Below are 24195 nucleotides of genomic sequence, written 5' to 3' on the forward strand. Positions count from 1 at the left end.
GAAGGAACGAACCTTTTGGAGTGACGGATATTTCGCTTGTTCCATTGGAAATGTCAGCAAAGAAACGATTCAAACATACATGCAAGAACAAGGATAAAAACCGCGGGCTTACATCCACGAACCTAAAGGTATCGTAGTTTTACGCCCACAAATAAAAAAGACGATGCAGGCGCATCGTCTTTTTTATCTGGAAATGGTAAAGTGCTTTAAATCCTCAGCCAGTTCTGTATTAAGAAACGTTTGCTTCGCTTCTTGCAATAAAACCGCACAATCCTCTCCTTGATAACGCGAGCTAATATGCGTAAGAATGAGACGCTTTGCATCTGCAAGACGCGCTACTTCGGCTGCTTGCTGCGTGGTGGAATGATAGTAGGCATAAGCCTGCTCTCCTTCTTCAGCTGAAAAAGTAGCCTCATGGACAAGAACATCAGCATCCTTGGCTAAACGAATGCTCGTCTCGCAGTAACGAGTATCTCCTAATATAGTAAGGATGCGTCCCTTTTGCGGCGAACCGACAAAATCTTTTCCTTCCAAAACAGTCCCATCCTCTAGCGTAACGGCATGTCCATTTTTTAACTCTTTAAACGCCGGACCTGGTTTTACGCCAAGCGCCAGAAGCTTTTCCACAAGGAGAGGACCGGGAATATCCTTCTCAACAATACGATAGCCAAAGCATTCAATACCGTGAGACAGACGGGCCGCTTCTACAGAAAATTGCTCATCCTCAAAGATAACCCCTTCTTCTGTAATTTCTACAATATGAATCAAGTATTTCAAATGAGTTGTACTTACAGCCATCGTTACCTCAATAAACTCGCGAATCCCCTTCGGTCCGTACACAGTTAACGGCGTTTCGCCTCCCTGGAAGGAACGGCTTCCCAACAAGCCCGGCAAACCGAAAATATGATCGCCGTGCAAATGCGTGATGAATATTTTCTCAATGCGGCGCGGCCGAACCGGCGTATATAAAATTTGATGCTGCGTTGCTTCTCCGCAGTCAAACAACCAAGTCGCTCCTCTTTCCTCCAAGAGCTGCAGCGCAATCGCGGATACATTCCTTCCTTTAGAAGGAACGCCCGCTCCAGTTCCTAAAAACACAAATTCCATTTCCTTAACCTCTTTCATCATTTCTAAGATTAATCTTACGGAATCTTTTCGAAATTGGCAAATGCTACTTTTTGTTCAAAGAATGGAAGTGACTTTTCTCGATATTCTGTCGTACAATGTATAGTACTATGAGGGGGATTGATGTATGCAGGAATTATTTCGTCTAAAAACAGCGCTTCATTCACCGTTTGACCAGTGGATTACGCTGTTTATAGCTGATGCGCCTACTCTTGTAGACTGGAGCACATTTAAAGAACTGATTAATGAATATGCAATATCTCACGCACATGAACTGCCGAACTACTTTTTTTCTGCTCTTTCATACTACGCAGAACGGATATGCTCATCTCACGTAAGCGAAATTATCATATATACTGCTCCCCAGTGATGGGGAGTCAGGAATACTTTTGCTGCAACATCTCTTGAAACGACTGCTCCTGCAGCTGCTTATACCCCTTTTGAATCGCATGTTCTCCAAACTTCATCCGGAGCTCTTCCATCACCTTCAAAAGCGGCTCTTCCTTTGCATCCTCTTCAAAAGAAAATAAATCCAATTGCTTTCCTTCATTCTCTTTATCCGCTAAATCATTTGCTGTTATGCCAAGCAATCTCACAGGATCGCCGTCCCAGTGCGTTTTCCAAAGTCTGCACACAGCGGAGAAAATATCGCGTTCGCTCTCAACCGGATGATTAAGCTGCTTGCTGCGGGTCATGAGTCTGCGATTATAATATTTTACCGTGAGCTGTACGTTATATGTAATGAGTTTGCGCTTTTTCAAGCGACTGCTTACCATTTCCGCAAGTCGTTCCAGCACTTCAAACACAATAGCTTCTTCTATCGTGTCTTCAGGAAGCGTTCTCGAGTTGCCGATTGTTTTAAATTCGAGTATGCGCTGCGGATCAACGTGACGTTCGTCTATACCGTTCGCTTTTTGCTTTAAAACAGGACCGTTTATCCCAAGCAGTTCACGCAGACTTCCTTCTTCTGCTCGCGCCAAATCTCCTATCGTGACAATTCCAATGCTGTTTAATTTTTCTGCTGTTTTTGTGCCGATGCCATGCATCGTCTGTACGGGCTGATTCCAAAGAACATACGGTACATCCCGCTTGCGAAGAACAGTAATGCCAAGCGGTTTTTTCATATCGGAAGCCATCTTTGCCAAAAATTTATTCGGAGCGATGCCGATGCTGCACGGCAGCTGCAACTGCTGCAGAACTTCCCTTCGAATCGTCTCGGCAATCATAAGCGGTGACCCTAGTTCATGGCAATCCGTAATATCTAAATATCCTTCATCGATTGAAACGGGCTGAATGATCTCCGTAAACTGAGAAAGCAGCTGAAACAACGTAAAAGAAGCGTTTCGGTACAGCTCGAAATTCGGTTGTTTAATAATGAGATCGGGACAAAGACGCTTCGCTTCCCAAAGCGGCATCGTCGTATGAATGCCAAGCGCCCGCGCTTCGTAGCTGCAGGTAATAATAATGCCTTTTCGCTCTTTCTCGTTTCCTGCAATCGCTAATGGCTTTCCCTTCAAAGAAGGATCGTGCGCGGCTTCAACAGAAGCATAAAAGCTGTTCATATCTACATGTAAAATAACCCGGCCTTTTTTTGGGTACATATTTCTTGTATCCATTGCTTCACCTCACGAAACGAACATATATTCCCATTATATAGTGCCGATTTGCAAGAATCAACGCAAACAAAAGGAAGCTGTCCGAAAAGGCAGCGTTATGTACTAGCCCTTTCAGACAATCTTTTCTTTTAGGAAAACTTACCTTAGCCTTTATACATGTAATAGTCCATTATCCATAGCAACGATTTACATAAAAGTATTATAAATTATTGAATTTGAAATTTGTTCAGTCCATCTAGAAATCGTAATTCTGGATGTGCAAAGTTCCCATCTTTATCCTCTAAATTTATGTATGGATTCCTCACATATTTTCTTGTATGAAAAAAATAAAGTGATACAAGTTAATATTTGGGTAAAACATCATATTATTATATAAATTTTGCGTTAAGTAAAAAAATATATATGAGTGAATGATAATTTCGACATTTCCATGTGCTATGTGCAACGAAAAGGGAGTGTTGCATGCTTCGTCTCTCTGGTTTACCCTTGTATGAACCACTCCAAAGGTTTGACCACTTCTGCACGTCGCCGGATGATCTCTACCCACTATCAACGGTTTTTTATTCACTTGTATATAGTTTAATTTCACTTTTTTAAGTGTATTTCCTATATTGATCTCAAACAATCATTCTTAGGGATAATAATAGGCTGTCTACTCATCGAATGATTATTCGTGTGAACGCAGCAGCAATAAAGGAGGACGTAACAACTATGAATATAACAGCTTGGATTACTGTTTTATTGCTCGCTTTATCATCTAGTATCGACAACTTCGGAGTAGGAATATCGTATGGTATTCGCGGTATTCGTGTAGGTTTTTTAGCTAACTTCATCATTTCAATCATTGCTTTTATTTTTAGTGAAGTAGGCATCTTGTCTGGGCAATACATTTCAAAAGTCTTTCCAGGTACGTTATCTAATGTCATTGGTGCATTATTCTTGTTTGTAATTGGTCTAAGGATTGTTCTACTGACGATTCCAAGAAAAAAGCAACAGCAAATGAGTCCAAAAAAGCTTAGTGAGGATGAAACTGCTTCAAGTGCTATTACTGGATATTTAAGTTCTCCTGAAAAAGCTGATCTCGATCACTCAGGGGATATCAGTTTTTTTGAAGCCATTGTTCTTGGTATTGCAGTATCTATGAACGCTCTTACGAATGGATTAGGCGCAGGACTAATAGGAATATCTCCATTTGCCATATCGTTATCAGCAGCTGTATTCAGTTTCTTTGCCATTTGGTTAGGTGTTGTTTTAGGAAACAAAGTTGCAAATGTAAGAATCGGATCATTGACAGTAGGACAATTTAGCACCGCTCTAAGCGGAATCATATTATTACTAATTGCTCTACACAATTTGATCTAAGTAGAATAAACATTAGCTAAGATTATTTTCAAATATGATATTAATGGGAATCATCTTATCTATACGAAAACCGTATCGGAAATATATGTTTGAAGCAAAATAACAATAACATATTTATCTTTCTGATGAACAAAACACTTCGGGTAATCAATGTAAAAGGCCAATGGATGTACTTGTATCATGCAGTTAATTCCAAAGAAAGCGCGATTGATTTTTGAAATAAAAGGGATGACCGCATCGGTCATCCCTCCCTAATTACTTCGCCACTTCTTCAATAATCGCAACAACAAGCTCTGCTGTTTTCACTAATTCTTCAATTGGCATTTTTTCATTTGTCGTATGAATTTCTTCATATCCCACTGCAAGGTTTACAGTCGGGATGTCATGGCCGGCAATTACGTTCGCATCGCTTCCGCCGCCGCTTTGGTGAAGAGATGCTGTACGGCCGATGTTTGCGATTGCGCGTTTTGCCACTTCTACTACATAGTCACCGTCTGCAAATTTAAAGCCCGGATACATTACTTCTACCTCTACTTCAGCATGTCCGCCCATTTCCTCTGCAGTAGACTCAAATGCTTCCTTCATCTTTTGCACTTGCGCTTGCATTTTTTCTTCTACTAAAGAACGCGCTTCCGCTAAAATAGCCACATGGTCGCACACGATATTCGTTTGCGTGCCGCCTTCAAAACGGCCGATATTGGCAGTCGTTTCTTCATCAATGCGGCCAAGCGGCATTTTCGCGATCGCTTTTGCCGCAATTGTAATAGCAGATACACCTTTTTCAGGCGCTACACCCGCATGAGCCGTTTTTCCGCGGATAATTGTTTTGATTTTCGCTTGTGTAGGAGCCGCCACGATGATGTCTCCCACTTTGCCGTCACTGTCCAATGCATAGCCGTACTCTGCCGTGATTAATGAGCGATCCAGCGCTTTGGCGCCGACAAGTCCCGATTCTTCTCCTACCGTAATGATGAATTCCACTTTACCGTGTGGAATATTATTTTCTTTCAGCACGCGAATCGCTTCAAGCATAGAAGCAAGGCCAGCTTTGTCATCCGCGCCTAAAATTGTTGTACCGTCAGTTACGATATAACCATCTTGAATGGACGGTTTAATGCCTTTTCCCGGTACAACTGTGTCCATATGAGATGTAAAATAAATAACATCCGCTTCTTTTGTTGCAGGCAGTGTGCACACTAAGTTGCCCGCGCCGTGACCTGTTTCTGCTGTTGTATCATCTTCAAACACTTCTACGCCAAGCGCAGAAAATTTTTCTTTCAATACTTTGCAAATTTCTGCTTCGTACTTCGTTTCGGAATCAACTTGCACAAGCTCCAAAAATTCGTTTACTAAACGTTCTTGATTAATCATGAGAATGCCTCCTAATCATTACGTACCATCTTTATTATATCAGAATGTCGCAAAAGTTACGAAACAGCAAGAAGCGAACGCCGCAACAATGGCGTTCACTCTGTTTTACAACGGAATATTTCCATGCTTTTTCTTCGGACGATCTTCTTTCTTTGTGCGAAGCATATCCAACGCTTGAATGAGCTTAATCCTTGTTTCACGAGGATCGATTACATCATCGACAATACCGTGTCTGGCCGCAACATAAGGATTGGCAAACTTTTCGCGATATTCTTCAATCAATTGTGCACGCGTCGCTTCCGGATCGCTGCTCTTTTCAATTTCTTTTGCAAAAATGATATTAACGGCTCCCTGCGGTCCCATCACAGCAATTTCTGCATTCGGCCAGGAAAACACAACATCCGCTCCAATCGCTTTACTATTTAAAGCTACGTAGGCACCGCCGTACGCTTTGCGCAGGATAACCGTAATCTTAGGCACCGTTGCTTCTGAATAAGCATATAAAATTTTTGCCCCGTGGCGGATGATGCCGCCGTGCTCTTGCTTAACACCCGGGAAAAATCCTGTTACATCTTCAAATGTTACAATCGGTATATTGAAAGAATCGCAAAGACGAATGAAACGAGCTGCTTTGTCAGAGGAATCAATATCGAGGCTTCCTGCCATTACCTTCGGCTGGTTGCATACGAGACCGACTACCTCTCCCTTCATTCTTGCAAATCCGATAACGATATTTTTAGCGAAATTCTTTTGAATTTCAAAGAAAGATCCCTCATCTGCGATTTGATCAATGACGTGACGCACATCGTACGGGCGCACCGCATCAAACGGAATGACATCTGTTAAATCAGGACGGTAATCATCTTCGTCAGGCGTTCCGTACATAAGCGGCTTTTCTTCGCAGTTTTGCGGCAAATAGCTAAGCAGCATACGAACAATATCAAGAGCGTTTTCTTCGTCCTTTGCCGCAAAATGCGCATTTCCGCTAACAGAGTTATGAACCTTTGCTCCGCCTAAGTTTTCCGCGGAAATATTTTCTCCCGTTACGGTTTCAATTACTTTTGGTCCGGTAATGAACATTTGACTCGTTTTTTCTACCATAATGACAAAATCCGTAATGGCGGGAGAGTACACTGCTCCGCCGGCACAAGGTCCCATAATAACGGAAATTTGCGGAACAACGCCGGAATAAATGGCATTTCGATAGAAGATATGCCCATATCCGTCCAGAGAAAGCACGCCCTCTTGGATACGCGCGCCGCCGGAATCGTTCAATCCGATAATCGGCGCCCCGTTTCTTGCTGCCAAATCCATCACGTTTGCAATTTTTTTGGCATGCATTTCGCCCAACGCTCCGCCAAATACAGTGAAATCCTGTGAGAATACATACACAGAGCGTCCGTTTATTTTCCCATAGCCTGTAACAACCCCGTCTCCAGGACCTGTTTTATCTCCTAAGCCAAAATCGGTACAGCGATGCTCCATGAATGGATTTAATTCTGCAAATGTTCCTTGATCCAGGAGAAGCTCAATACGCTCACGGGCCGTTAGCTTTCCTTTTTGATGCTGTTTTTCAATTTTATCATCGCCGCCCCCAAGCTCTATTTCACGGCGTTTATCATATAGTTCATTGATTTTTTCATAAATGTCTACCATCGTCTACACCTCTGCTCCTAACTTTTTCTCACAAAGCTCATACAGCACGCCGTGTGCGGATTTCGGATGCATGAATGCGATGTGTGCCCCCGCGGCGCCAAGCCGAGATGACTCGTCAATCATGCGCACACCTCTTTCCTGCATCTCTTGAATACGGTCTTCAATGGAGCTTACCCCCAGTGCGACATGATGAATGCCTTCCCCGCGCTTTTCAATAAATTGCGCGACCGGACTTTCCGATGAAAGCGGTTCCAACAGTTCCAGCTTGCTTTCTCCCAGCTTTAAAAACGCAACCTTTACCTTTTGCGATGCTACTTCTTCCACCCCTAGAAGCTCCAGCTGCAAAACATTCGTGTAAAACGGAAGCACTTCCTCTAAAGAACGAACTGCAATTCCAATATGATCGATTTTCTTAATCATGGCATTCACCCCTTGTTGTACATGAATTGCAAAAGTAGACATATATTCTCTATATTCTCTGTTTATTTTAAATCTTCCTTCTATTCCATAAATATTCTATCGAAATTTGTCCCTTGTCCTCTCTTTTCTTTCTCGTTACAATGAAAGCATAAAGGCATGAGGAGGTACGTCATGAATAAAAAATCACAAAAAATCGTTGTCTATGTAATGCTGTTTTCCATGCTGATCACGACTCTTCTTGCAGGTATAAGCATGTTTTGGTAATTAGAAAAGCGGAACCTTCGAGGTACAGAACCTAAGAACCTTCGCCCTCAAAGGCACTTTTTTCCAATGCATCGGCGGAGATTCTTAAATATCATGCCGATGGAGCTGGACATAATCCCCCCAATTTATACTTTCGCATCTAATTAAAAAGGACCGCCGTAAGCGGTCCTTTTATCATAAATTAGGCGAGAATCCCCCACTTCAAGCATGTGGTGTAGTGTAACGGTAAGTGGGGGCGGTTCATATACTCCATATACCAATAATTCCAAATCCCAAGCCAATCAAAAAAATAACAGCTGCGGTCCAGTATTGTTTCCTTCTCCAAGCTTTGCAGCTGTACATGCAATCGATGAAAACAATCATAAAAACTCCGATAGATATAGGAAACACTCGAAACATCGCCAGCCAAAAAGCAATCACAGCACATATGCCAAGCAGAAGCTGAATGTAAAAATACAGCGCTTCCCTCGTAGCTTCAGACAAATTCCGCATCACGCTGACAGACTCCTCTTTCTTACATAATGATATCTATATAAGTCCACTTTGTTATTCCGACATATCTATCGTTTGCCACGTAGAACAAAAAGGAAACTGCGCTCGCTCCCTCTCTCTCCCTGCATGGGCCACGAAAAGGGTTTGACCGCTTCTACGCTTAGTCGGATGCTCTCTCCCACCTAAAAGAAACATTTTTTTGTCGATTTTTTTAGTTGCATTTATATATATTCATTAATACACGTCTGCCGCTCACAATCAATACAGCTGCAAATACATTAATATAATTTACATAGAATTAAATATTTTAAATTTTTCGTCTATTCTTATAATATAGAATAAAGGAGTAATTTATATGAAGTGGCGCGGACCTGTCTATTTATCCTTAACTGCGGGCTCGCCTTTCTTTTTTATGCAGCCCATTGCAGGAAGCGCCCTCGGATTTTTCCTTCTCGGAGAAAAGCTTCATTAGAATTTCTTTCTTGGCGCGTTTTTTATCGCAGCAGGCATTTTTATATCGACAAGAGAATATCCCCGTTCGTATCGTGTTGTTGTTCAAAATCAAACCGATAGATAACCAGAAAAATGGAGCCGGCGGAGTTAGACATATCAAAAAGAGCCGTTGTCGGCTCTTTTCCCCTCGAAATGGCTCCTTTTTCTTTCGCCAGCTGCTCAAACGATTTGTTCGATTTTACAATCCATACCTTTGCTCCAATTGGGACACGCTCATACAAAGCCTCTACGTCCTTTGGATACATGCGAATGCACCCTTGAGATACATATTTCCCGATGGAACTCGGATCGTTCGTTCCGTGAATACCATATTTGTTTCCTTCCGTTCCATTTGCATTAAATCCGATCCAGCGCGAACCGAGCGGATTTTTCGGCGAACCGCCCGGAATTTTCTTTTTGATATAGTACGGATTTTTCACTTTCATTACGACATCAAATTCACCTTCAGGCGTTAAATCGTTTGTTTTTCCCGTTCCAACTGGATAGACTTTTTGAATCATTCCATCATCAATATAAGCAAGTCGATTCGTTTGTTTATTGACAATTATGTATGGGTCTCCCGCTCGCGGGTTATCACCGATCGGCCATATGGGAGATATAGAGAAAATTAATAATATAGACAAAATATACGACATGTAAGCCCTCTTTCCTATGCGAAGTCTGTATCCGTATATTTCCCCTTAAACTCGCTTTTAATGAGTAGATATTGCTCCATTTCATTAACAAGCTGCAGCAGCATCGCTCTCGTCTCGAATTCTTCACGAGTCTCCGGCAGCGGCATGTCGCGGAATTGCTTGCGCATTTCATGAAGCTGCCGAAGCGAAATCAGGCCTGTACTTTCCGGTCGAATCGCATTTCCGACGTTTTCAATAAAGCATGCGATCATTTCTGCTTGTTCATATGCCCATGATAACGATGCCACAATAGGCATAATGCGCTCCAGTATCTCAAACTGCCGTATCCGCATCTCAAAATAACGATAGTAATAGTCGTCTTCTCTCATGAATTGGTTTTCCAGCTTTTTAAATGAGAGCTCTTTTGCCCTTTTTAAAATCTCAGATGTTTCAATCAGCTCTTTGCCGTCCCAATCGCTTTCCCGGTTGCGCAAATACACAGCCATCTCCGTTAAAATCGTTTTAAACCGGCTTTCAATCTGCTCCTGAAATGCTTTTAAATCCTTTTCGACACTCGGCATATATACATTGACGAGAAGCGCGATGCTGATTCCTATCGTTAAAATGGCCACTTCATTGCCGATAATACTCCATGTAATGGATTTTAAAGAGTATAAATGCATAACAATAACAGAGCTTGTTACAATCGCCTCCGGCATGCGCAGCATAACGGCTGTCGGTATATACAAAAGAAGCAGGATACCTATAGCCAATGCATTATAGCCGATGCTGTCAAAGATGACAAAAGAAAAAAACATCGCCAGTATACAGGCGAAAAAACGCTGTATAGATGCTTGCAGCGACTTTCGTTTCGTGTTTTGCACGCATAAAATGACGAGAATGCCAGCCGAACTGTAAAATTGCAGATGAAGCAATTGTGCAATAAAGATGGCTGAAGCTGCTCCAACGGCAGTTTTCACGGTGCGATATCCAATTCTAAACATAATGATCCTCCTTCCTGTAGTTTATTTTAATCTAAAATAGGCCAATATGTGAATAAATAAGCATACTCAATCAAACAAGCTGCTCTGTGCATCGCAGAAAAAACCTTCCAATGACTAGTCTTGGAGGTGCTTTTATGCTTTGCCGTCTCATATATATTATTAACTCACTGCTTAATAGACAAGCTTTCTATTTACATCGAAAAAGGAGGCAGTTGCATGAAGCTTCAAATGTTCGCATTATTTTATGGAGGCATTTCTATCGTGTACGGGCTATATAAAGCACTTTTTATATTCTTACATTTACATTTTGCCATCGCTTTTCCTCATGAACCATTTTTGAAAAGCTTTGGTTTTTTCATGTATTTGATGTTTTCATTTTTTGTTGCCCGCGCGTATTTTAAACACTTGCGATACGCTTTCGCTCTCATGTTATTCTCTTTGTGCTGGACATCCAGTACTGTATGGCTGTGGGTGTACCTTCATATGATTGTGTGAGGCACTTTCAATAGACGAAAAGAGATGACCGAAATCAGCCATCTCTCTCACCAATTATAGCATTTTTTGCAAAAACTCTTGTGCACGCGCACTTTTCGGAGCTGTAAAAAACTCGCTTGGCGGCGCATCCTCGATAAGCTGTCCGCCGTCCAAGAACATCACGCGGTCCGCCACTTCTCGGGCAAAGCCCATTTCATGCGTTACAATTGCCATTGTCATCCCAGTATGAGCAAGAGACTTCATCACCTCTAATACTTCTTTTACCATTTCTGGATCTAGGGCAGATGTAGGCTCGTCAAACAGCATAACATCAGGTTCCATAGCAAGCGCCCGCGCAATGGCTACACGCTGCTTCTGTCCGCCTGAAAGACGGCTTGGAAACTCAGTCGCTTTTTCAAGCAAACCGACTTTTCTTAAAAGCTCCTTCGCTTTCCGTTCCGCCTCTTGCTTCGACACACCTTTTACCGTAATCGGCGCATATGTTAAGTTTTCTAAAACGGTCATATGCGGGAACAGATGAAAATGTTGAAACACCATCCCCACGTTTTGACGGACTTTCATAATATTTGTTTTAGCGTCTGTTATCTCTTTATCATGTACCCAAATGCGACCTGCAGTTGGCTGTTCCAGCAAGTTCATACAGCGTAAAAATGTAGATTTCCCTGAACCTGAAGGACCGATAATCGCGACAACTTGTCCCTGCCCGATCGTTGTCGTAATGTTCTTTAACACTTCTAATTCTCCAAATGATTTACGCAGCCCTTCAATCTTAATCACCTTTTTTCATTCTCCTTTCAATTGCTTTTCCAAGAAGCGTTAATAAAATGACTAAAATATAATAGATGGCGCCCACGAATAGAAGCGGCTCAAAATAAGCGTAGGTTTGGCCGCCGACAATATAAGCTCGGCGCATCAAATCTGCCGCACCGATAACTGTTACAACAGCAGATTCCTTTGTAAGTGCAATGAATTCATTCATCAACGCAGGTAAAATGTTTTTCAGTGCCTGCGGCAAAATAATGTTCATCATCATTTTGCGATAAGGAATACCAAGCGCCATCGCAGCTTCCGTTTGTCCTTTATCTACAGCTTGAATGCCAGCGCGGATAATCTCGGACATATACGCGCCTGAGTTCAAGCCGAACGCCAAAACAGCGGCTAAAAAGGCTGTAATATCATACCCTGTAATTTGCGGAAAACCATAATAAATAATCATCAGCTGCAGCACAAGCGGTGTACCGCGAAAAACGGATGTATATGCATCCGCCAGCCAGCCTAACGCTCTGACTCTTGCAATTTTAAGTAATGCAAGCAACGTACCTAAAGTAAAACCTAACAGCGCTGATACGGCAACAATTTGAAGCGTTACCTGCAGCCCTTTTAATATATACGGTATTGATGGGACGATTTGTGAAAAATCGAGATTCATCTTTGCGCCATTCCTTTCCTGCTAAATAAAAGTAAAATTTCTATGGGTTGTATCAAATTTCTGTTTCGCGAACCGTCAATAAAGTCAATAAGGAATCTCCTGAACATCGCCAAGAGATTCCTGTATAAATCGTTCTTATTGCTCTCCACCAAACCATTTTTTAGTAAGCTTTTCCATTTCGCCATTTTCTTTCATCTTCTTGATTACTTTGTTGAATTCTGCTGTTTCTTTGCTTCCTTTCGGGAACGCAATTGCAGATCCGGCTTCTTCAGCAGCTTCTGGAATCTCAATGCTTTTTAGCTCAGTAAGCTTTGTTAAATATCCTTTTGCAACTGTATCTTCAACAATAATTGCATCTACGCGTCCTGCTTTTAATTCTTCAAACAGTTCAGGAATACGGCTGCGGTCTGTAATCTTAAAGTCTGTTGTTTTTTGCATATCCTTCGCTTTTCCTTCTTGAATAGATCCTGTTTGTACACCCACAGTTTTTCCTTTTAAATCTTCAACCTTTTGAATTGCTCCGTTTTTGGAAATAACAAGGTTTTTCGCTACGAAGTAAATATCTGTGAAATCTGCGTTTTTCTTGCGTTTTTCAGTCGGCGTCATACCAGCCATAACAAAATCAACTTTTTTTGCTTCCATCGCTGTCAGCAAACCGTTAAAATCCATATCTGTAATTTTGATCTCATAGCCTAGTTCTTTACCGATATACTTTGCAACATCAACATCAAATCCGATAATCTGATCGCTTTTTGCGGAATCAACGTATTCATAAGGCTTATAGTCCGCGGAAGTTCCCATCGTAAGAACCTTCTTTTTGCCTCCGTCTTCTTTTTTCGCACAAGCGCCAAGCACCCCGATTACAAGCAAGCTTGCTAAAAGAATGGATAATACCTTTTTCATCTTACTTCCCCCTATTTATAATTCTCTGAATTTACTTACTATTATCCAAAAAACATATTGCATAAGCAAGGAAATTTTTATTTATTTTTATTCTACAAAATGTATTTTAACACATTTTTATATTTATGCAATATTATTTTTGGTGAATTTTTATTTCATTCGCTTAGGGATTTCAAATATATCTCCTTATCCTCACTCATACCCATCGTTTTACTAAGATATATTATAATATTATACAAAAATATTTTATTCCAACATATCCCTTAAACTAATTTTTATACATCTATATACATTTTATATATTAAAATCATTTTAATATACATAAAAAGCATAGGGTGTACAACACCCTATGCTTTTTAAATGTACTATGACTTTTTCTTTTCTTTTTCCTCCTGCTTGGAAGGAGGGACGTGTTTGTCTTCTTTTTCATGGTCTTTATCTTCTTTTTTATGGTCTTTATCTTTGTTCTCTTCCTGATGTCCATTATTTCTTTCTGACTGCGGGGGCTGCTGTACCGGGTTTTCTTTTTGTTCTTTCTTCTCATGCCTTTCTTCCTCTACAGGAGGAGAGGAATTCGGAGGTAGATCCGGCTGCGAATTTACCTGCGGGGGCTGTTCCACTTGCCCAGGTGCAGGTGTAGGTGCAGGTGCAGGTGTAGGTGTAGGTGCAGGCTGTTCAGTAACAGGTTGTTGCTTCTTCTCTTTCTCCCGCTTTATATAAACACCTGTGCTGACCCCTGCTCTTCGGGCATTTTCTCGCATTTCCATAGTGCTTTCCACATATACGACTGTAATATGTTTTGTATCATATTCGTTCTTTAATCCTTGCATGGTCTGCTCAAGCTGCGGCTCTAATGTCTTTTCCTTTGCAACAGATGTTAACATGACTTGTTTCTCATCTGTTAAATATCCGTCCTCTTCGCTTTGCTTTACAACAGCTCGAACTACGTCCCGCAACGGCTGATTTTTCCACTGCTTCATTTCTTTTAAAATGCGCTTTCCATCCTCATTGCAAGCTCGTAATTCCGTCACGCGAAGATCCTTTGTCACGCTTGCCTCCAAGCTCGGATTAATATCAATAGAAACATAAGCAAGCGCTTTTTCTTCTGATTTATTATATAAAAACAGAAAGACACATAAAAAACAAGCGACGAGCAGCGATGCAGGCTTTAATAAAGACGGCAACGAGAAACGCGCCGCTCTTTGTTCTTGTTTGTTAAAAGATACTTCCTGCCCAATCATATAAGAGTGCGGTTTTCTTTTACAAGTGATAAATTCTCCGTCCGGTGTCAGAACGACTATGCTGCGCTTTTGTATATCCATCACAATCCCTTTATTCACCGTTCATCCCCCCTCTTATATACTCCAGAATGTATGTATAATTATTTATGAAAATAATGCACATCGCAATGATGTATTTTCTATGCCGCTCCAGCGTTTTTCGGCTTGCTCTCACATGCTGTTCAATTTGTTTGAGGGGCAGCTTTTTCTTTCGGAACAGCTCTTCTATCATTTTCTCTTCTTTTATAATAATCTTTGCAATTTCAATTAAGTGCTCACGCGTATCCCGATGCTTTGGGGATTCCTTTGCAAGTTCTGCAAACGATATTTTAAACTCGGCCAGTACGCTTTGAAAATGAAGAATTTCCTCCCTGCGGTTGCTGTTTTCCATCTCTTTCATATATTCCGTAAGCGATGCCTGCATTTCCAGCGTTTCCTCTTGCTGGTCTTCTTTTAAAAAGACGAGGTTATGTCGGGACTCTTTACGGATATAGTCAATTACATCTCTTTTTATAAGAAGCTCAGCAAACGAAAGAAAGGATTTTCCCTTTTTATATGAATACTGTTCAATTGCTTGGTGAAACGCAAACAGTCCAATGCTGTACTCATCATCCTGCTCCGTAATATATCGGCGGCAGACAGACGAAATCGATTTTCGAATAAAAGGCTGATACTGTGCGATAAAAGCTTCCTTATCTTCTGTATGTTCTTGTATGTTGGCTACTACATCTTCTATTGCCGATTTTTTTATGACTTTCATCAACAAACTTAACACAAGTAATCCCCCTCCTCCCCTCTGCTACAAATAGCAGAATGGTCACTTCTCTCTAAGAAGTGACCATTATACCACAGGGCCTCAGTGCTTGTCTTGGTACTATTCGTTCTTGTCTTCGTTCTTGTCTTCGTTCTTTTTATGACCGTCTTTTTTATCGTTATCTTGATGGTCTTTCTTTTCTTTTTGTTCATGTTGTCCAGACTGTCCATGTTGTCCAGACTGTCCTTGTTGCCCAGATTGTCCCTGTTGCCCAGATTGTCCCTGTTGCCCAGATTGTCCCTGTTGCCCAGATTGTCCATGATTCTCATGAGAAACATCAGGTTTTTGTGCTGGCTGCGCTGGTTGTGCTGGTTGCGCTGGTTGCGCTGGTTGTGCCGGTTGCGCCGGTTGTGCCGGTTGCGCTGGCTGTGTCACTTGGCCTGTATCCACCGGTGTTTCAGGAATTACTTCTGTATTTTGATCCGCTTGTTTGCTTTCCCCTACGATAACAAGCTGTTGCTTTTCTTGTGCTTTTTCTATTTTAGCTGCAATTTTCGCGAAACTCTTCTCTATATTTTTTGCAATCGCTGCTTTTGCTTTCGGATTTTTCACTTTATCAAGCACTTTTGCCAATGCTTCGATATTGTGTCCAATGTGCACTTTTACTTTTGCCGCTTCTGTTTTTTCTGTGTCAGCAGGCTTTTCTGTTTTTGCTTTCTCTGCATCAGCAGTTTTTTCTGTTTCTGTTTTCTCTGCATCGGCAGTTTTTTCTGTTTTTGCTTTCTCTGCATCAGCAGTTTTTTCTGTTTCTGTTTTCTCTGCATCAGCAGTTTTTTCTGTTTCTGTTTTCTCTGCATCGGCAGTTTTTTCTGTTTTTGCTTTCTCTGCATCAGCAGTTTTTTCTGTTTCTGTTTTCTCTGCATCGGCAGTTTTTTCTGTTTTTACTTTCTCTACATCAGCAGTTTTTTCTGTTTCTGCTTTCTCTGCATCAGCAGTTTTTTCTGTTTTCTCTTCGTCAGCGACTTTCAACTTATCTGTCTCTTTACTTTCAGCAAGTGTTTTTGTATCTTTTTCTTCTTTCACTTCTCCTGAAAGCTCATCTGCTTTTTCTAAGTTCTCCGCTGCTTTTTTCAATGTATCTTGTGTGAAATCGTCTTTCCCCTCTTGGATTAACACACGCGCTTCAGCGATTCGTTCCGTTGCTTGTTCGGATAATAACTTCGCTTTCGCCAAGTCATTCGTCGCAAGAGCCAAACGGATATCTTCCAGCATCGTCTTCGCGAAATAAAAGAAATCGCCCTGTACTAAAGCTGGTTTTTCTGTCTCTGTTGTTTTTTCCGTGCTTGTGTTGTCGCTCGCGTAAGCAGCCGTTCCCACCAAAAACGGACTGCATGCCAGCATAGTTGTCATAGTTCCTTTTAATAAAAATTGTTTCATATCACTTTTCCCCCATTTGCTTTCGTCACTATACATATTCGGAGGAGGAAAAGATTTTAGGGGGGTCGAAGAAAATTTTTTATTAAAAAAAAAAATAAAAAGCTGACTTTTCGTCAGCTTTTTACACCTCTTCGCAATATTGTTCGAAGTATCCCTGCAGCTTCTCTACAACCTGCATAGGCGAATGGCCTTCAATCTCATGGCGCTCCACCATCGTTGCGATTTTGCCGTCTTTTAAAATGGCAAAGGACGGAGAAGACGGCGGATAGCCTTCAAAGTATTCGCGTGCATGCTGCGTCGCTTCTTTATCTTGACCTGCAAATACAGTTACAAGATGATCTGGGCGCTTATCATAGTGAACTGCGTGTGCAGCGGCAGGACGAGCTATTCCCCCTGCACAGCCGCACACGGAATTTACCATTACCAATGTCACGCCCGGACGTTTAAATGCTCCTTCGACCTCTTCAGACGTTTTTAATTCTGCATAGCCGGCCGCTACGATTTCTTCACGTGCTTGACGCACGACATCGTTCATAAAAAAATTAAAGTTGACCATCATCTTCCTCCTTAAGGACTTTTATGTTTATCTTATCAATTCAGAGGGAGGATTACCAACTATAACGACTCTTTTCCGTTCAAATAGTGCTCCATAAGCTGCGCCACTGCTTTCGTAACGGTTTGCCTGCCTTCCATAATTTCCTGCTCATATAAGGGAAGCAGCTCTTTCATGAGCGGATTGGAGAAAAAGCACTGTTCCAATTGCTCCCTTATGGAGGAGTAAAGCCAATTGCGCTTCTGTTTGCTTCGTCTTCTTTCAAACACGCCTGAAGCCTTTGTGCTCTCTTCAAAATTTTGAACAATTTCCCAAAATTCCTCCAGCCCTTCCTTATGAAGAGCAGAGCAAGCATTAATACGAACAGTCCACCCTTCCGTTACCGGCTGGAACAAATGAGACATTTGCGTGTACAACGAGGCCGTTTGCAAGGCGCGAATCTTATTGTCGCCGTCAGCCTTATTAATTAATATGCTGTCCGTCAGCTCCAAAATGCCCCGTTTCATGCCCTGCAGCTCATCCCCCGCTCCAGTCAGCGTGAGCAGCAGGAAGAAATCCACCATATCGCGGACCATTCCTTCGCTTTGTCCGACACCGACTGTTTCTACTATAATCACATCATAGCCTGCCGCTTCACATAACAGCATTGTTTCCCGTGTCCGACGGTTGACGCCGCCAAGAGCGCCTCCGGATGGTGATGGACGCACAAACGCATTAGGCTGATGTATGAGTTGCTCCATTCTCGTTTTATCACCGAGAATACTTCCTCGCGTTAACGTACTGCTCGGATCTACCGCAAGCACTGCAACCTTATGGCCTTTTTCGCAAAGCATCGTCCCAAACGCTTCAATAAAGGTGCTTTTCCCTGCTCCGGGCACCCCGGTGATACCGATGCGAATGGAGTTACCGGTGTATGGAAGAAGCTGTCCGATAAGCGGCTGCGCCTTTTCCCGATGCTTGGAGGCGCTGCTTTCTACAAGCGTAATGGCTTGCGCCAGAAGAGTTCTGTTATCGCTTCTTACGCCCTCTGTCAATTCATCGATTGAAACGCTTCGTTTACGTACCGGGCTCTTCGGGGGAGAAGGCTGCGTTACTCCTTTTATTACCATAGAAGTAAATGCATCTGACTGCTCCTCTTCCGAAGGAACCCATTCCGGCCGCTTCATTTCGTCACACATAGCTTACTCCACTTCCTCGTCCAGGCGAATCTGAATTTCTTCCAAAATCTTTTCAGCAGCCTGAGGGATTACCGTACCCGGTCCAAAAATAGCAGCTGCACCGTTTTCGTATAAAAACTCGTAATCCTGTACCGGAATAACGCCTCCTACAATGACAACGATATCTTCGCGGCCAAGCATGCGCAGCTCTTCCACAAGCTGGGGCAGCAATGTTTTATGTCCACCTGCCAATGAGCTCATGCCGATGCAATGCACATCATTCTCCACCGCTTGGCGCGCGGCTTCTTCAGGCGTTTGGAAAAGCGGTCCGATATCTACATCAAATCCAAGATCGGCATATGCTGTTGCGACTACTTTCGCGCCGCGGTCATGACCATCTTGTCCAAGCTTTACGATGAGAATACGCGGACGACGTCCTTCTTCTTGCGCAAAGGCATCAATCTTTTCGCGCACACGCTCGATTTCCATTTGATTTTCATATTCCGAACGATACACGCCGCTTACAGATTGAATTACAGCTTTATGGCGACCAGCTACTTTCTCAATCGCATCGGAAATTTCGCCAAGTGTAGCACGGGCACGCGCGGCTTCAACTGCCAGCTCCAGCAAGTTTCCTTTGCCCGTTTCTGTCGCTTTTGTGATGGCTTCGAGCGTATCTTGCACTCTTCTTTCATCTCTCGTACGCTTCAATTCCTCTAATCGTGCAAGCTGCTTTTTCAATACAGCCGTATTGTCGATATCTAAAATTTCAAGCGGATCTTCATGTGCAAGACGGTATTTGTTCACGCCGATAATCGGCTCCTTGCCAGAGTCAATATGAGCTTGTCTTCTTGCCGCAGCCTCTTCAATGCGCAGCTTCGGAATACCTTTTTCAATCGCTTTCGTCATGCCACCTAAATCTTCAATTTCTTCGATGTGCTCCCATGCACGTTTGACAAGTTCGGCTGTCAGCGATTCTACATAATAAGAGCCGCCCCATGGATCAATGACAGAGCAAATGTCTGTTTCTTCTTGTAAATAGAGCTGCGTGTTCCTTGCGATACGGGCCGAGAAATCCGTCGGCAGAGCAATGGCTTCATCCAGCGCATTCGTATGAAGCGATTGCGTATGACCGAGTGCTGCTGCTAATGCTTCTACGCATGTACGAGCTACGTTGTTAAATGGATCTTGCTCGGTCAAGCTCCAGCCGGATGTTTGCGAGTGTGTGCGAAGCGCAAGGGACTTTTCGCTTTTCGGATCGAATTGCTTCATCAGCTTCGCCCATAGCAATCGGCCCGCCCGCATTTTTGCCACTTCCATAAAATAGTTCATGCCGATGGCCCAGAAGAAAGATAAACGAGGAGCAAACAAATCCACATCAAGCCCCGCTTTCATTCCCGTGCGTACGTATTCAATCCCGTTCAGCAAAGTATACGCCAGCTCCAAGTCAGCCGGTGCGCCCGCTTCCTGCAAATGATATCCTGAAATGCTGATACTGTTGAATTTCGGCATGTTTTTAGAGGTATACGCAAAGATGTCAGAAATAATCTTCATAGATGTTTCAGGAGGGTAAATGTACGTGTTCCGTACCATATATTCTTTTAAAATATCATTTTGGATTGTTCCCGTAAGCTGCTCCAGTTTGACGCCCTGCTCTTCTGCCGTCACGATGTAAAATGCCATAATTGGAAGAACTGCGCCATTCATCGTCATTGATACAGACATTTGATCAAGAGGGATGCCATCGAATAATACTTTCATATCCAAAATAGAGTCGATGGCTACGCCAGCTTTTCCAACATCCCCGACAACGCGCGGGTGACTGGAATCATAGCCACGATGGGTAGCAAGGTCAAACGCCACCGATAATCCTTTTTGTCCCGCCGCCAAGTTTCTCTTATAAAAGGCATTGCTTTCTTCCGCTGTAGAAAATCCGGCGTACTGACGGACAGTCCAAGGACGGTTCGTATACATCAGCGCATACGGTCCGCGGTGATACGGAGCCATGCCGGGCCTGAAATTCAAATAGTCTAAATGGGCTATATCTTCTTCCTTATACACAGTTTTCACTTCAATTTTTTCGTTTGATATATATGCCGTGGACGCTTCCTTCTCTGTCCACGCTGCATTTTCAAACAACGAAGAAAACTCTATTTTTGTAAAATCCGGCGTTTTCATACAATCACCTCCAACTCGTTGTGAAGTTCAAGCAAGAATGAGAACAAGGCGCTCGGCTTATCAATAAAGCCAGTAACACCTGCTTCAAGCATTTGTTTTTCAAATTTTTCTCCATGCTTGCTGACAATCACTACCTTCTTTGCAGTAAACTTCGCAGCTTGCAAATCTTCTTCGCTTCCATATGCAAAAAGGATGTTAGCATCAGCTGCAGCTATTTCTTTACCAGACGCTGCACGGATTATTTTGACTGCAAAGCCGCATCCTTCAAGAACTGGCACAAGATAAGGAGGCGTCTTCTGCTCCTCGCCGATTTGTACAATGGTCGCTTGCGGGAGAGTTCCCTTTAACCGCTCGTATGTTTCCGAAGCTTCTCTCAACGCTTCAAACGGTTCTGCATCTCTCATCGGCTGAAGAGCTGGCACCTTCTCGCCTTCGCCTTTCCATGCTGATGTAATTTCTCCGATTGTCGCGCCTTTAGTGAAAGCAAGAATCATTTCATTCATCTCAAATGCTTTTTCCACAGGATACTGCAAGGAAGGATTGCGTTGTTCTTTATACTGTTTGATATATGCGACACGTTGCTGCATCTCGTTTTGCTTATTGTTTTGCGACGCTTTTCTCTCCGCTTTATTCACATATACATTTATTCCGACAATCTTTTGCCCGAGAGAAGATACATTTTCTAAACGTTTTGCCGCTACTTTTGCGATTTCTTCCTGAAACCAGCCTTGTTTCAGCACAACGCTCATGCCGCCCTTTTCTTCAATCCGGCGGAATAAGCTCCATGCCTGCTCTGCAAGCTCCTTCGTTAAAGCCTCTACATAATAAGAGCCTCTTGCCGGGTCCAGCACTTTCGCCAAATGCGATTCACCGCGCAAAATATGCTGAATGTTTCGAGCCCAGCGCTCACTGCTTTCACGAGATACACCGAAAGCTTCATCATATGTACTTACATGAAGCGTATCCGCGCCTCCTGTAATAGCTGAGAACGCTTCTGTTGTAGCACGAAGCAAATTCACATACGGGTCATACTGCGTTTTTGTACGCTTAGACGTACGCACATGAATATATGTCTTTCCGTCCGTCACGCCAAAGCTCTCAGCTGCCTTTTTCCATAGAACGCGGATAGCCCGAAGCTTAGCTATCTCTGTAAATAAATGTGTTCCTGCAGAGAAGCTGAAGGTGAACTGGCGTGCGATTGCATCTACCTCTAGCCCTCGCTTCATGCCTTCCCGCATATACTCTACTGCCGTCGCAAGCGCAGCCGCCATTTCCTGCACTGCATTTGCACCAGCATTATGATATGCATCTGTACGGACAAAAACGGTCTTTACCTTCGGCGCATGCAGTTTGCTCCACAAAATCGTTTTGCTCATCGCTTCGTAGCACTCTTCTAACTTAATAGGAAGAACGCCATTCTCCGCTAAATATCCAAGAGGATCGGCGCCGATTGTTCCTCGCATGCTCTTAAATGCGAAGCCTTTTTCTTTTCCGTAAGAAAGAATCATCGCCAAAAGCGGCGAAGACACATACCCGGTATATAGCAGAACCGGATGTTTTGAAAGATCTATTTCGTTAAAAGCGCTTTCAATATCTTCTTTACTGCAGAGTGGGATCCCGCTTTGAAGAGCTTCTTCACTTTCATCCGAATCACTCCCATGCAACGTGGCACAATCTGCTAAAATATGAACCACAGCTTGACCATGTTCTATTGCCTGCAATAAAGTACGATTTGCTTCATGAGGGCTGTGCGCTGAAATTTCCTGTGCAATTCCGTCTGACGCTTCAGGAAGCAGTGCAGCTGCCTCTTTCATTGTATAAGCATCTTCTTTTGTGTATAAAGGCTTCAACATAATAGTTTCATACGTTTCCTTTAACAGGCTGTCAAACGCCTTCCCCTTTAACGCTTTTTCCGCCAATCGTTTCCACTCTTCATATGATGCCCCTTCAAATTCGTGAAACGTCTCTTTCTCCATCTGTAGCCCCCCTTGACGTCTATAAATTATAACAATATTAAATTTTCAAAATCATCGTACATATTAAGTGTATTATAAAACGCTTTATCCCGCAAAGGGCAAATTCCAAGTTGTGCTATAAACAAAAAAGTCTGAGAGAATAACCTCTCAGACTTTTTTGTCACCTTCCACGCCGCTTTGCATTTCCGCTTTTTATTATAATAGTTTCTTCTGACGCCTTCTACTTCGTATCTCGCATTTTCATGTACATTTCAATCATCTTTTTATGCGAACCGACGATATATTCGGGCAGCGCGTCTATCGGAAAGAATTTTAAGTCCAGCGCCTCTTCTCTGTTTACTTGCATGGCTCCCTCATATTTATTCGTGTAGTATGCGATGGTGACAGTTTGAAATTCATCACCATTTGCGAGCTTTACAAAATGATTTTTTCCAGAGAATACATCGATGAGCTGCAAATCGCATACGCGTATCGCCGCTTCCTCCCAAACCTCGCGCAGTGCTGTATCTTCCGGAGACTCGCCAAGCTCCATCAATCCCCCAAGCAATCCCCATTTACCGTGCGGCTCTTTGCGTTGCTGCAACAGAACCTGCTCCTCCTTGTCCAATACAAGGACGACTGAGCCAACAAGAATGAGGGGCCTGTGACCAACCAGCTTTCTCAATTCTTCTACGTATCCCATCGTAACAAGTCCTTCCGTTTCAGTTTCAGCTTTGTCTCTCTAGCTTATGCCAATAAGAACAGCAAAAGTGACAAACAAAAGCTATCTTTTGAAAATAAGGCGGACTGCTCCATTGCTGTCTGCAGTTGCCAACAAAATATCTGCAAGCTTTGTTCCCCCTAGTTCTCCTCGAAGCCATTCCTCGTTTTTCCCTAAAGATGCCAGCGCTTCTTTTCGTATCTTTCCTTCTTTAATGACAATAAGAGGCATACAAAGAGGCTCTGTTTCTAGATTAACATCTTTTCTCGCAACAGGTTCATATTCCTGCTTCATGAAAGCAGAGATATGTCCACCCGGCTCCCATAAAGCAATCCCCACTTTTTCAATCGCTTCAATCTTTTGCAGTCTTAATTCAGACAGCAAATAATCAATAGTGATACGTGCACGCCTCAAGTTTTTAACCTGAATTTCTCCGTTTCGAATGAGTAAAAGCGGAGGAGGCTCCAAAAAGCTTCTCCACCATTCATACTTCAAGCCTAAAAAAGAACTGCAAGTATGCAGAGATACAAGAACAAATGTTGATACCATGGCACCTGTCAAGTCTAACCGTTCGTCTGTCAATGGATTGGACAGATTACCTTCAAGAAGGAGTACCAATACTACATCAACAAAACGCAGTTGTGAAATTGAGCGCTGCCCCATCAGCTTTGCTACAACAAGCAAAAATATATACGCAACCACTGATCGAACCGCCCATTCTGCAATTGTTAAATGTATTGCAGGAGAAAACAAATGCATACAGGCCCTCCTTTTTTTATATTTTGTTCCATTTGCTTACACGTATATTCTTCTTTTATTTCTATGCACAAAAGAATTTGTTCTTCGTTGTGCGCACTCACAATATATAAAGTAATAAAAGTAATTTTTGGGAGGGC

General features: G+C 42.7%; 24 protein-coding genes and 1 pseudogene. 5 read left to right on the top strand and 20 right to left on the bottom strand.

Annotation, left to right across the window (positions count from 1 at the left end; all coding sequences use genetic code 11):
- Positions 1 to 97 (top strand): transposase (locus H540_RS35090; protein WP_034670141.1); only part of this gene is annotated, 97 nt, incomplete at its 5' end.
- Positions 98 to 183: 86 nt separating this feature from the next.
- On the opposite strand, the gene rnz is transcribed toward H540_RS35090, so the two are convergent.
- Entirely contained in the window at positions 184 to 1107 is a 924-nt protein-coding gene (rnz, locus tag H540_RS0101505; protein ID WP_028399103.1) for a ribonuclease Z, read from the bottom strand.
- Positions 1108 to 1252: 145 nt separating this feature from the next.
- Between rnz and H540_RS0101510 the strand changes: the two genes are divergently transcribed.
- Positions 1253 to 1495, top strand: coding sequence for a DUF3932 family protein (locus H540_RS0101510; protein ID WP_028399104.1), 243 nt, complete (start codon positions 1253 to 1255; stop codon positions 1493 to 1495).
- 7 nt (positions 1496 to 1502) lie between these two features.
- On the opposite strand, the gene H540_RS0101515 is transcribed toward H540_RS0101510, so the two are convergent.
- A complete protein-coding gene (locus H540_RS0101515) occupies positions 1503 to 2741 on the bottom strand; it encodes a DNA polymerase IV (protein WP_028399105.1) in 1239 nt (412 codons plus the stop codon).
- A 663-nt stretch (positions 2742 to 3404) separates the two neighbouring features.
- Here H540_RS0101515 and ytaF point away from each other — a divergent pair.
- Complete coding sequence (gene ytaF, locus H540_RS0101520) at positions 3405 to 4103, top strand: sporulation membrane protein YtaF (protein WP_081414963.1); 699 nt, start codon at positions 3405 to 3407, stop codon at positions 4101 to 4103.
- A gap of 255 nt (positions 4104 to 4358) precedes the next feature.
- On the opposite strand, the gene H540_RS0101530 is transcribed toward ytaF, so the two are convergent.
- The 3 genes from H540_RS0101530 to mce form a co-directional block, all read right to left on the bottom strand.
- On the bottom strand, positions 4359 to 5474 hold the full coding sequence (locus H540_RS0101530) for a M20/M25/M40 family metallo-hydrolase (protein WP_028399108.1): 1116 nt from the start codon (positions 5472 to 5474) through the stop codon (positions 4359 to 4361).
- 105 nt (positions 5475 to 5579) lie between these two features.
- A complete protein-coding gene (locus tag H540_RS0101535) occupies positions 5580 to 7130 on the bottom strand; it encodes an acyl-CoA carboxylase subunit beta (RefSeq protein ID WP_028399109.1) in 1551 nt (516 codons plus the stop codon).
- A 3-nt stretch (positions 7131 to 7133) separates the two neighbouring features.
- Positions 7134 to 7550: a methylmalonyl-CoA epimerase gene (mce, locus tag H540_RS0101540; RefSeq protein WP_028399110.1), complete on the bottom strand. Its 417-nt coding sequence runs from the start codon at positions 7548 to 7550 to the stop codon at positions 7134 to 7136.
- 171 nt (positions 7551 to 7721) lie between these two features.
- Between mce and prli42 the strand changes: the two genes are divergently transcribed.
- The gene (gene prli42 / locus H540_RS32870; RefSeq protein ID WP_155890907.1) at positions 7722 to 7814 is read left to right on the top strand and encodes a stressosome-associated protein Prli42; all 93 of its coding nucleotides are present in this window, start codon (positions 7722 to 7724) and stop codon (positions 7812 to 7814) included.
- Between the two features lie 240 nt (positions 7815 to 8054).
- On the opposite strand, the gene H540_RS0101550 is transcribed toward prli42, so the two are convergent.
- The 3 genes from H540_RS0101550 to H540_RS0101565 all read right to left on the bottom strand — a co-directional run bounded on the left by H540_RS0101550 (position 8055) and on the right by H540_RS0101565 (position 10437).
- Positions 8055 to 8309, bottom strand: coding sequence for a hypothetical protein (locus H540_RS0101550; RefSeq protein WP_028399111.1), 255 nt, complete (start codon positions 8307 to 8309; stop codon positions 8055 to 8057).
- 509 nt (positions 8310 to 8818) lie between these two features.
- On the bottom strand, positions 8819 to 9454 hold the full coding sequence (locus H540_RS28725) for a L,D-transpeptidase (RefSeq protein ID WP_081414964.1): 636 nt from the start codon (positions 9452 to 9454) through the stop codon (positions 8819 to 8821).
- Positions 9455 to 9468: 14 nt separating this feature from the next.
- Positions 9469 to 10437, bottom strand: coding sequence for an aromatic acid exporter family protein (locus H540_RS0101565; RefSeq protein ID WP_028399112.1), 969 nt, complete (start codon positions 10435 to 10437; stop codon positions 9469 to 9471).
- 216 nt (positions 10438 to 10653) lie between these two features.
- Here H540_RS0101565 and H540_RS0101570 point away from each other — a divergent pair, with 216 nt between their 5' ends.
- Positions 10654 to 10932, top strand: a complete 279-nt coding sequence (locus H540_RS0101570; RefSeq protein ID WP_028399113.1) for a hypothetical protein — start codon at positions 10654 to 10656, stop codon at positions 10930 to 10932.
- Positions 10933 to 10986: 54 nt separating this feature from the next.
- Here the strand turns inward: H540_RS0101570 and H540_RS0101575 are convergent, their stop codons facing one another.
- The 12 genes and pseudogenes from H540_RS0101575 to H540_RS0101640 form a co-directional block, all read right to left on the bottom strand.
- The gene (locus tag H540_RS0101575) at positions 10987 to 11709 is read right to left on the bottom strand and encodes an amino acid ABC transporter ATP-binding protein (RefSeq protein WP_028399114.1); all 723 of its coding nucleotides are present in this window, start codon (positions 11707 to 11709) and stop codon (positions 10987 to 10989) included.
- Complete coding sequence (locus H540_RS0101580; protein ID WP_028399115.1) at positions 11702 to 12361, bottom strand: amino acid ABC transporter permease; 660 nt, start codon at positions 12359 to 12361, stop codon at positions 11702 to 11704. Before H540_RS0101580 ends, H540_RS0101575 begins: the two co-directional genes overlap by 8 nt.
- 135 nt (positions 12362 to 12496) lie before the next feature.
- On the bottom strand, positions 12497 to 13264 hold the full coding sequence (locus tag H540_RS0101585; protein WP_028399116.1) for a transporter substrate-binding domain-containing protein: 768 nt from the start codon (positions 13262 to 13264) through the stop codon (positions 12497 to 12499).
- A 455-nt stretch (positions 13265 to 13719) separates the two neighbouring features.
- A pseudogene (locus tag H540_RS28730) lies at positions 13720 to 14604 on the bottom strand (anti-sigma factor domain-containing protein); the annotation flags it as partial.
- Positions 14597 to 15319, bottom strand: a complete 723-nt coding sequence (gene sigI, locus H540_RS0101595) for an RNA polymerase sigma factor SigI (protein WP_028399117.1) — start codon at positions 15317 to 15319, stop codon at positions 14597 to 14599. The pseudogene H540_RS28730 and the gene sigI, both read right to left, overlap by 8 nt.
- A 99-nt stretch (positions 15320 to 15418) precedes the next feature.
- Positions 15419 to 16735, bottom strand: coding sequence for a hypothetical protein (locus tag H540_RS34180; RefSeq protein ID WP_051316949.1), 1317 nt, complete (start codon positions 16733 to 16735; stop codon positions 15419 to 15421).
- A gap of 121 nt (positions 16736 to 16856) precedes the next feature.
- On the bottom strand, positions 16857 to 17291 hold the full coding sequence (locus H540_RS0101615; RefSeq protein WP_028399118.1) for a BrxA/BrxB family bacilliredoxin: 435 nt from the start codon (positions 17289 to 17291) through the stop codon (positions 16857 to 16859).
- A gap of 59 nt (positions 17292 to 17350) precedes the next feature.
- Positions 17351 to 18466 carry a methylmalonyl Co-A mutase-associated GTPase MeaB gene (meaB, locus tag H540_RS0101620; RefSeq protein ID WP_028399119.1) on the bottom strand — a complete coding sequence of 372 codons (1116 nt, stop codon included), beginning with the start codon at positions 18464 to 18466 and terminating at the stop codon, positions 17351 to 17353.
- Positions 18467 to 18469: 3 nt separating this feature from the next.
- Positions 18470 to 20623, bottom strand: coding sequence for a methylmalonyl-CoA mutase (gene scpA / locus H540_RS28750; protein ID WP_034670143.1), 2154 nt, complete (start codon positions 20621 to 20623; stop codon positions 18470 to 18472).
- The gene (locus tag H540_RS28755; protein WP_051316950.1) at positions 20620 to 22599 is read right to left on the bottom strand and encodes a methylmalonyl-CoA mutase subunit beta; all 1980 of its coding nucleotides are present in this window, start codon (positions 22597 to 22599) and stop codon (positions 20620 to 20622) included. Before H540_RS28755 ends, scpA begins: the two co-directional genes overlap by 4 nt.
- A gap of 220 nt (positions 22600 to 22819) precedes the next feature.
- A complete protein-coding gene (locus H540_RS0101635) occupies positions 22820 to 23281 on the bottom strand; it encodes an NUDIX hydrolase (RefSeq protein ID WP_028399120.1) in 462 nt (153 codons plus the stop codon).
- Positions 23282 to 23362: 81 nt separating this feature from the next.
- A complete protein-coding gene (locus tag H540_RS0101640; RefSeq protein ID WP_028399121.1) occupies positions 23363 to 24058 on the bottom strand; it encodes a DUF421 domain-containing protein in 696 nt (231 codons plus the stop codon).
- Between the last annotated feature and the right edge of the window lie 137 nt (positions 24059 to 24195).

Origin of the sequence: Ectobacillus panaciterrae DSM 19096, from assembly GCF_000430785.1 — a bacterium.
Classification (GTDB): domain Bacteria; phylum Bacillota; class Bacilli; order Bacillales; family Bacillaceae_G; genus Ectobacillus; species Ectobacillus panaciterrae.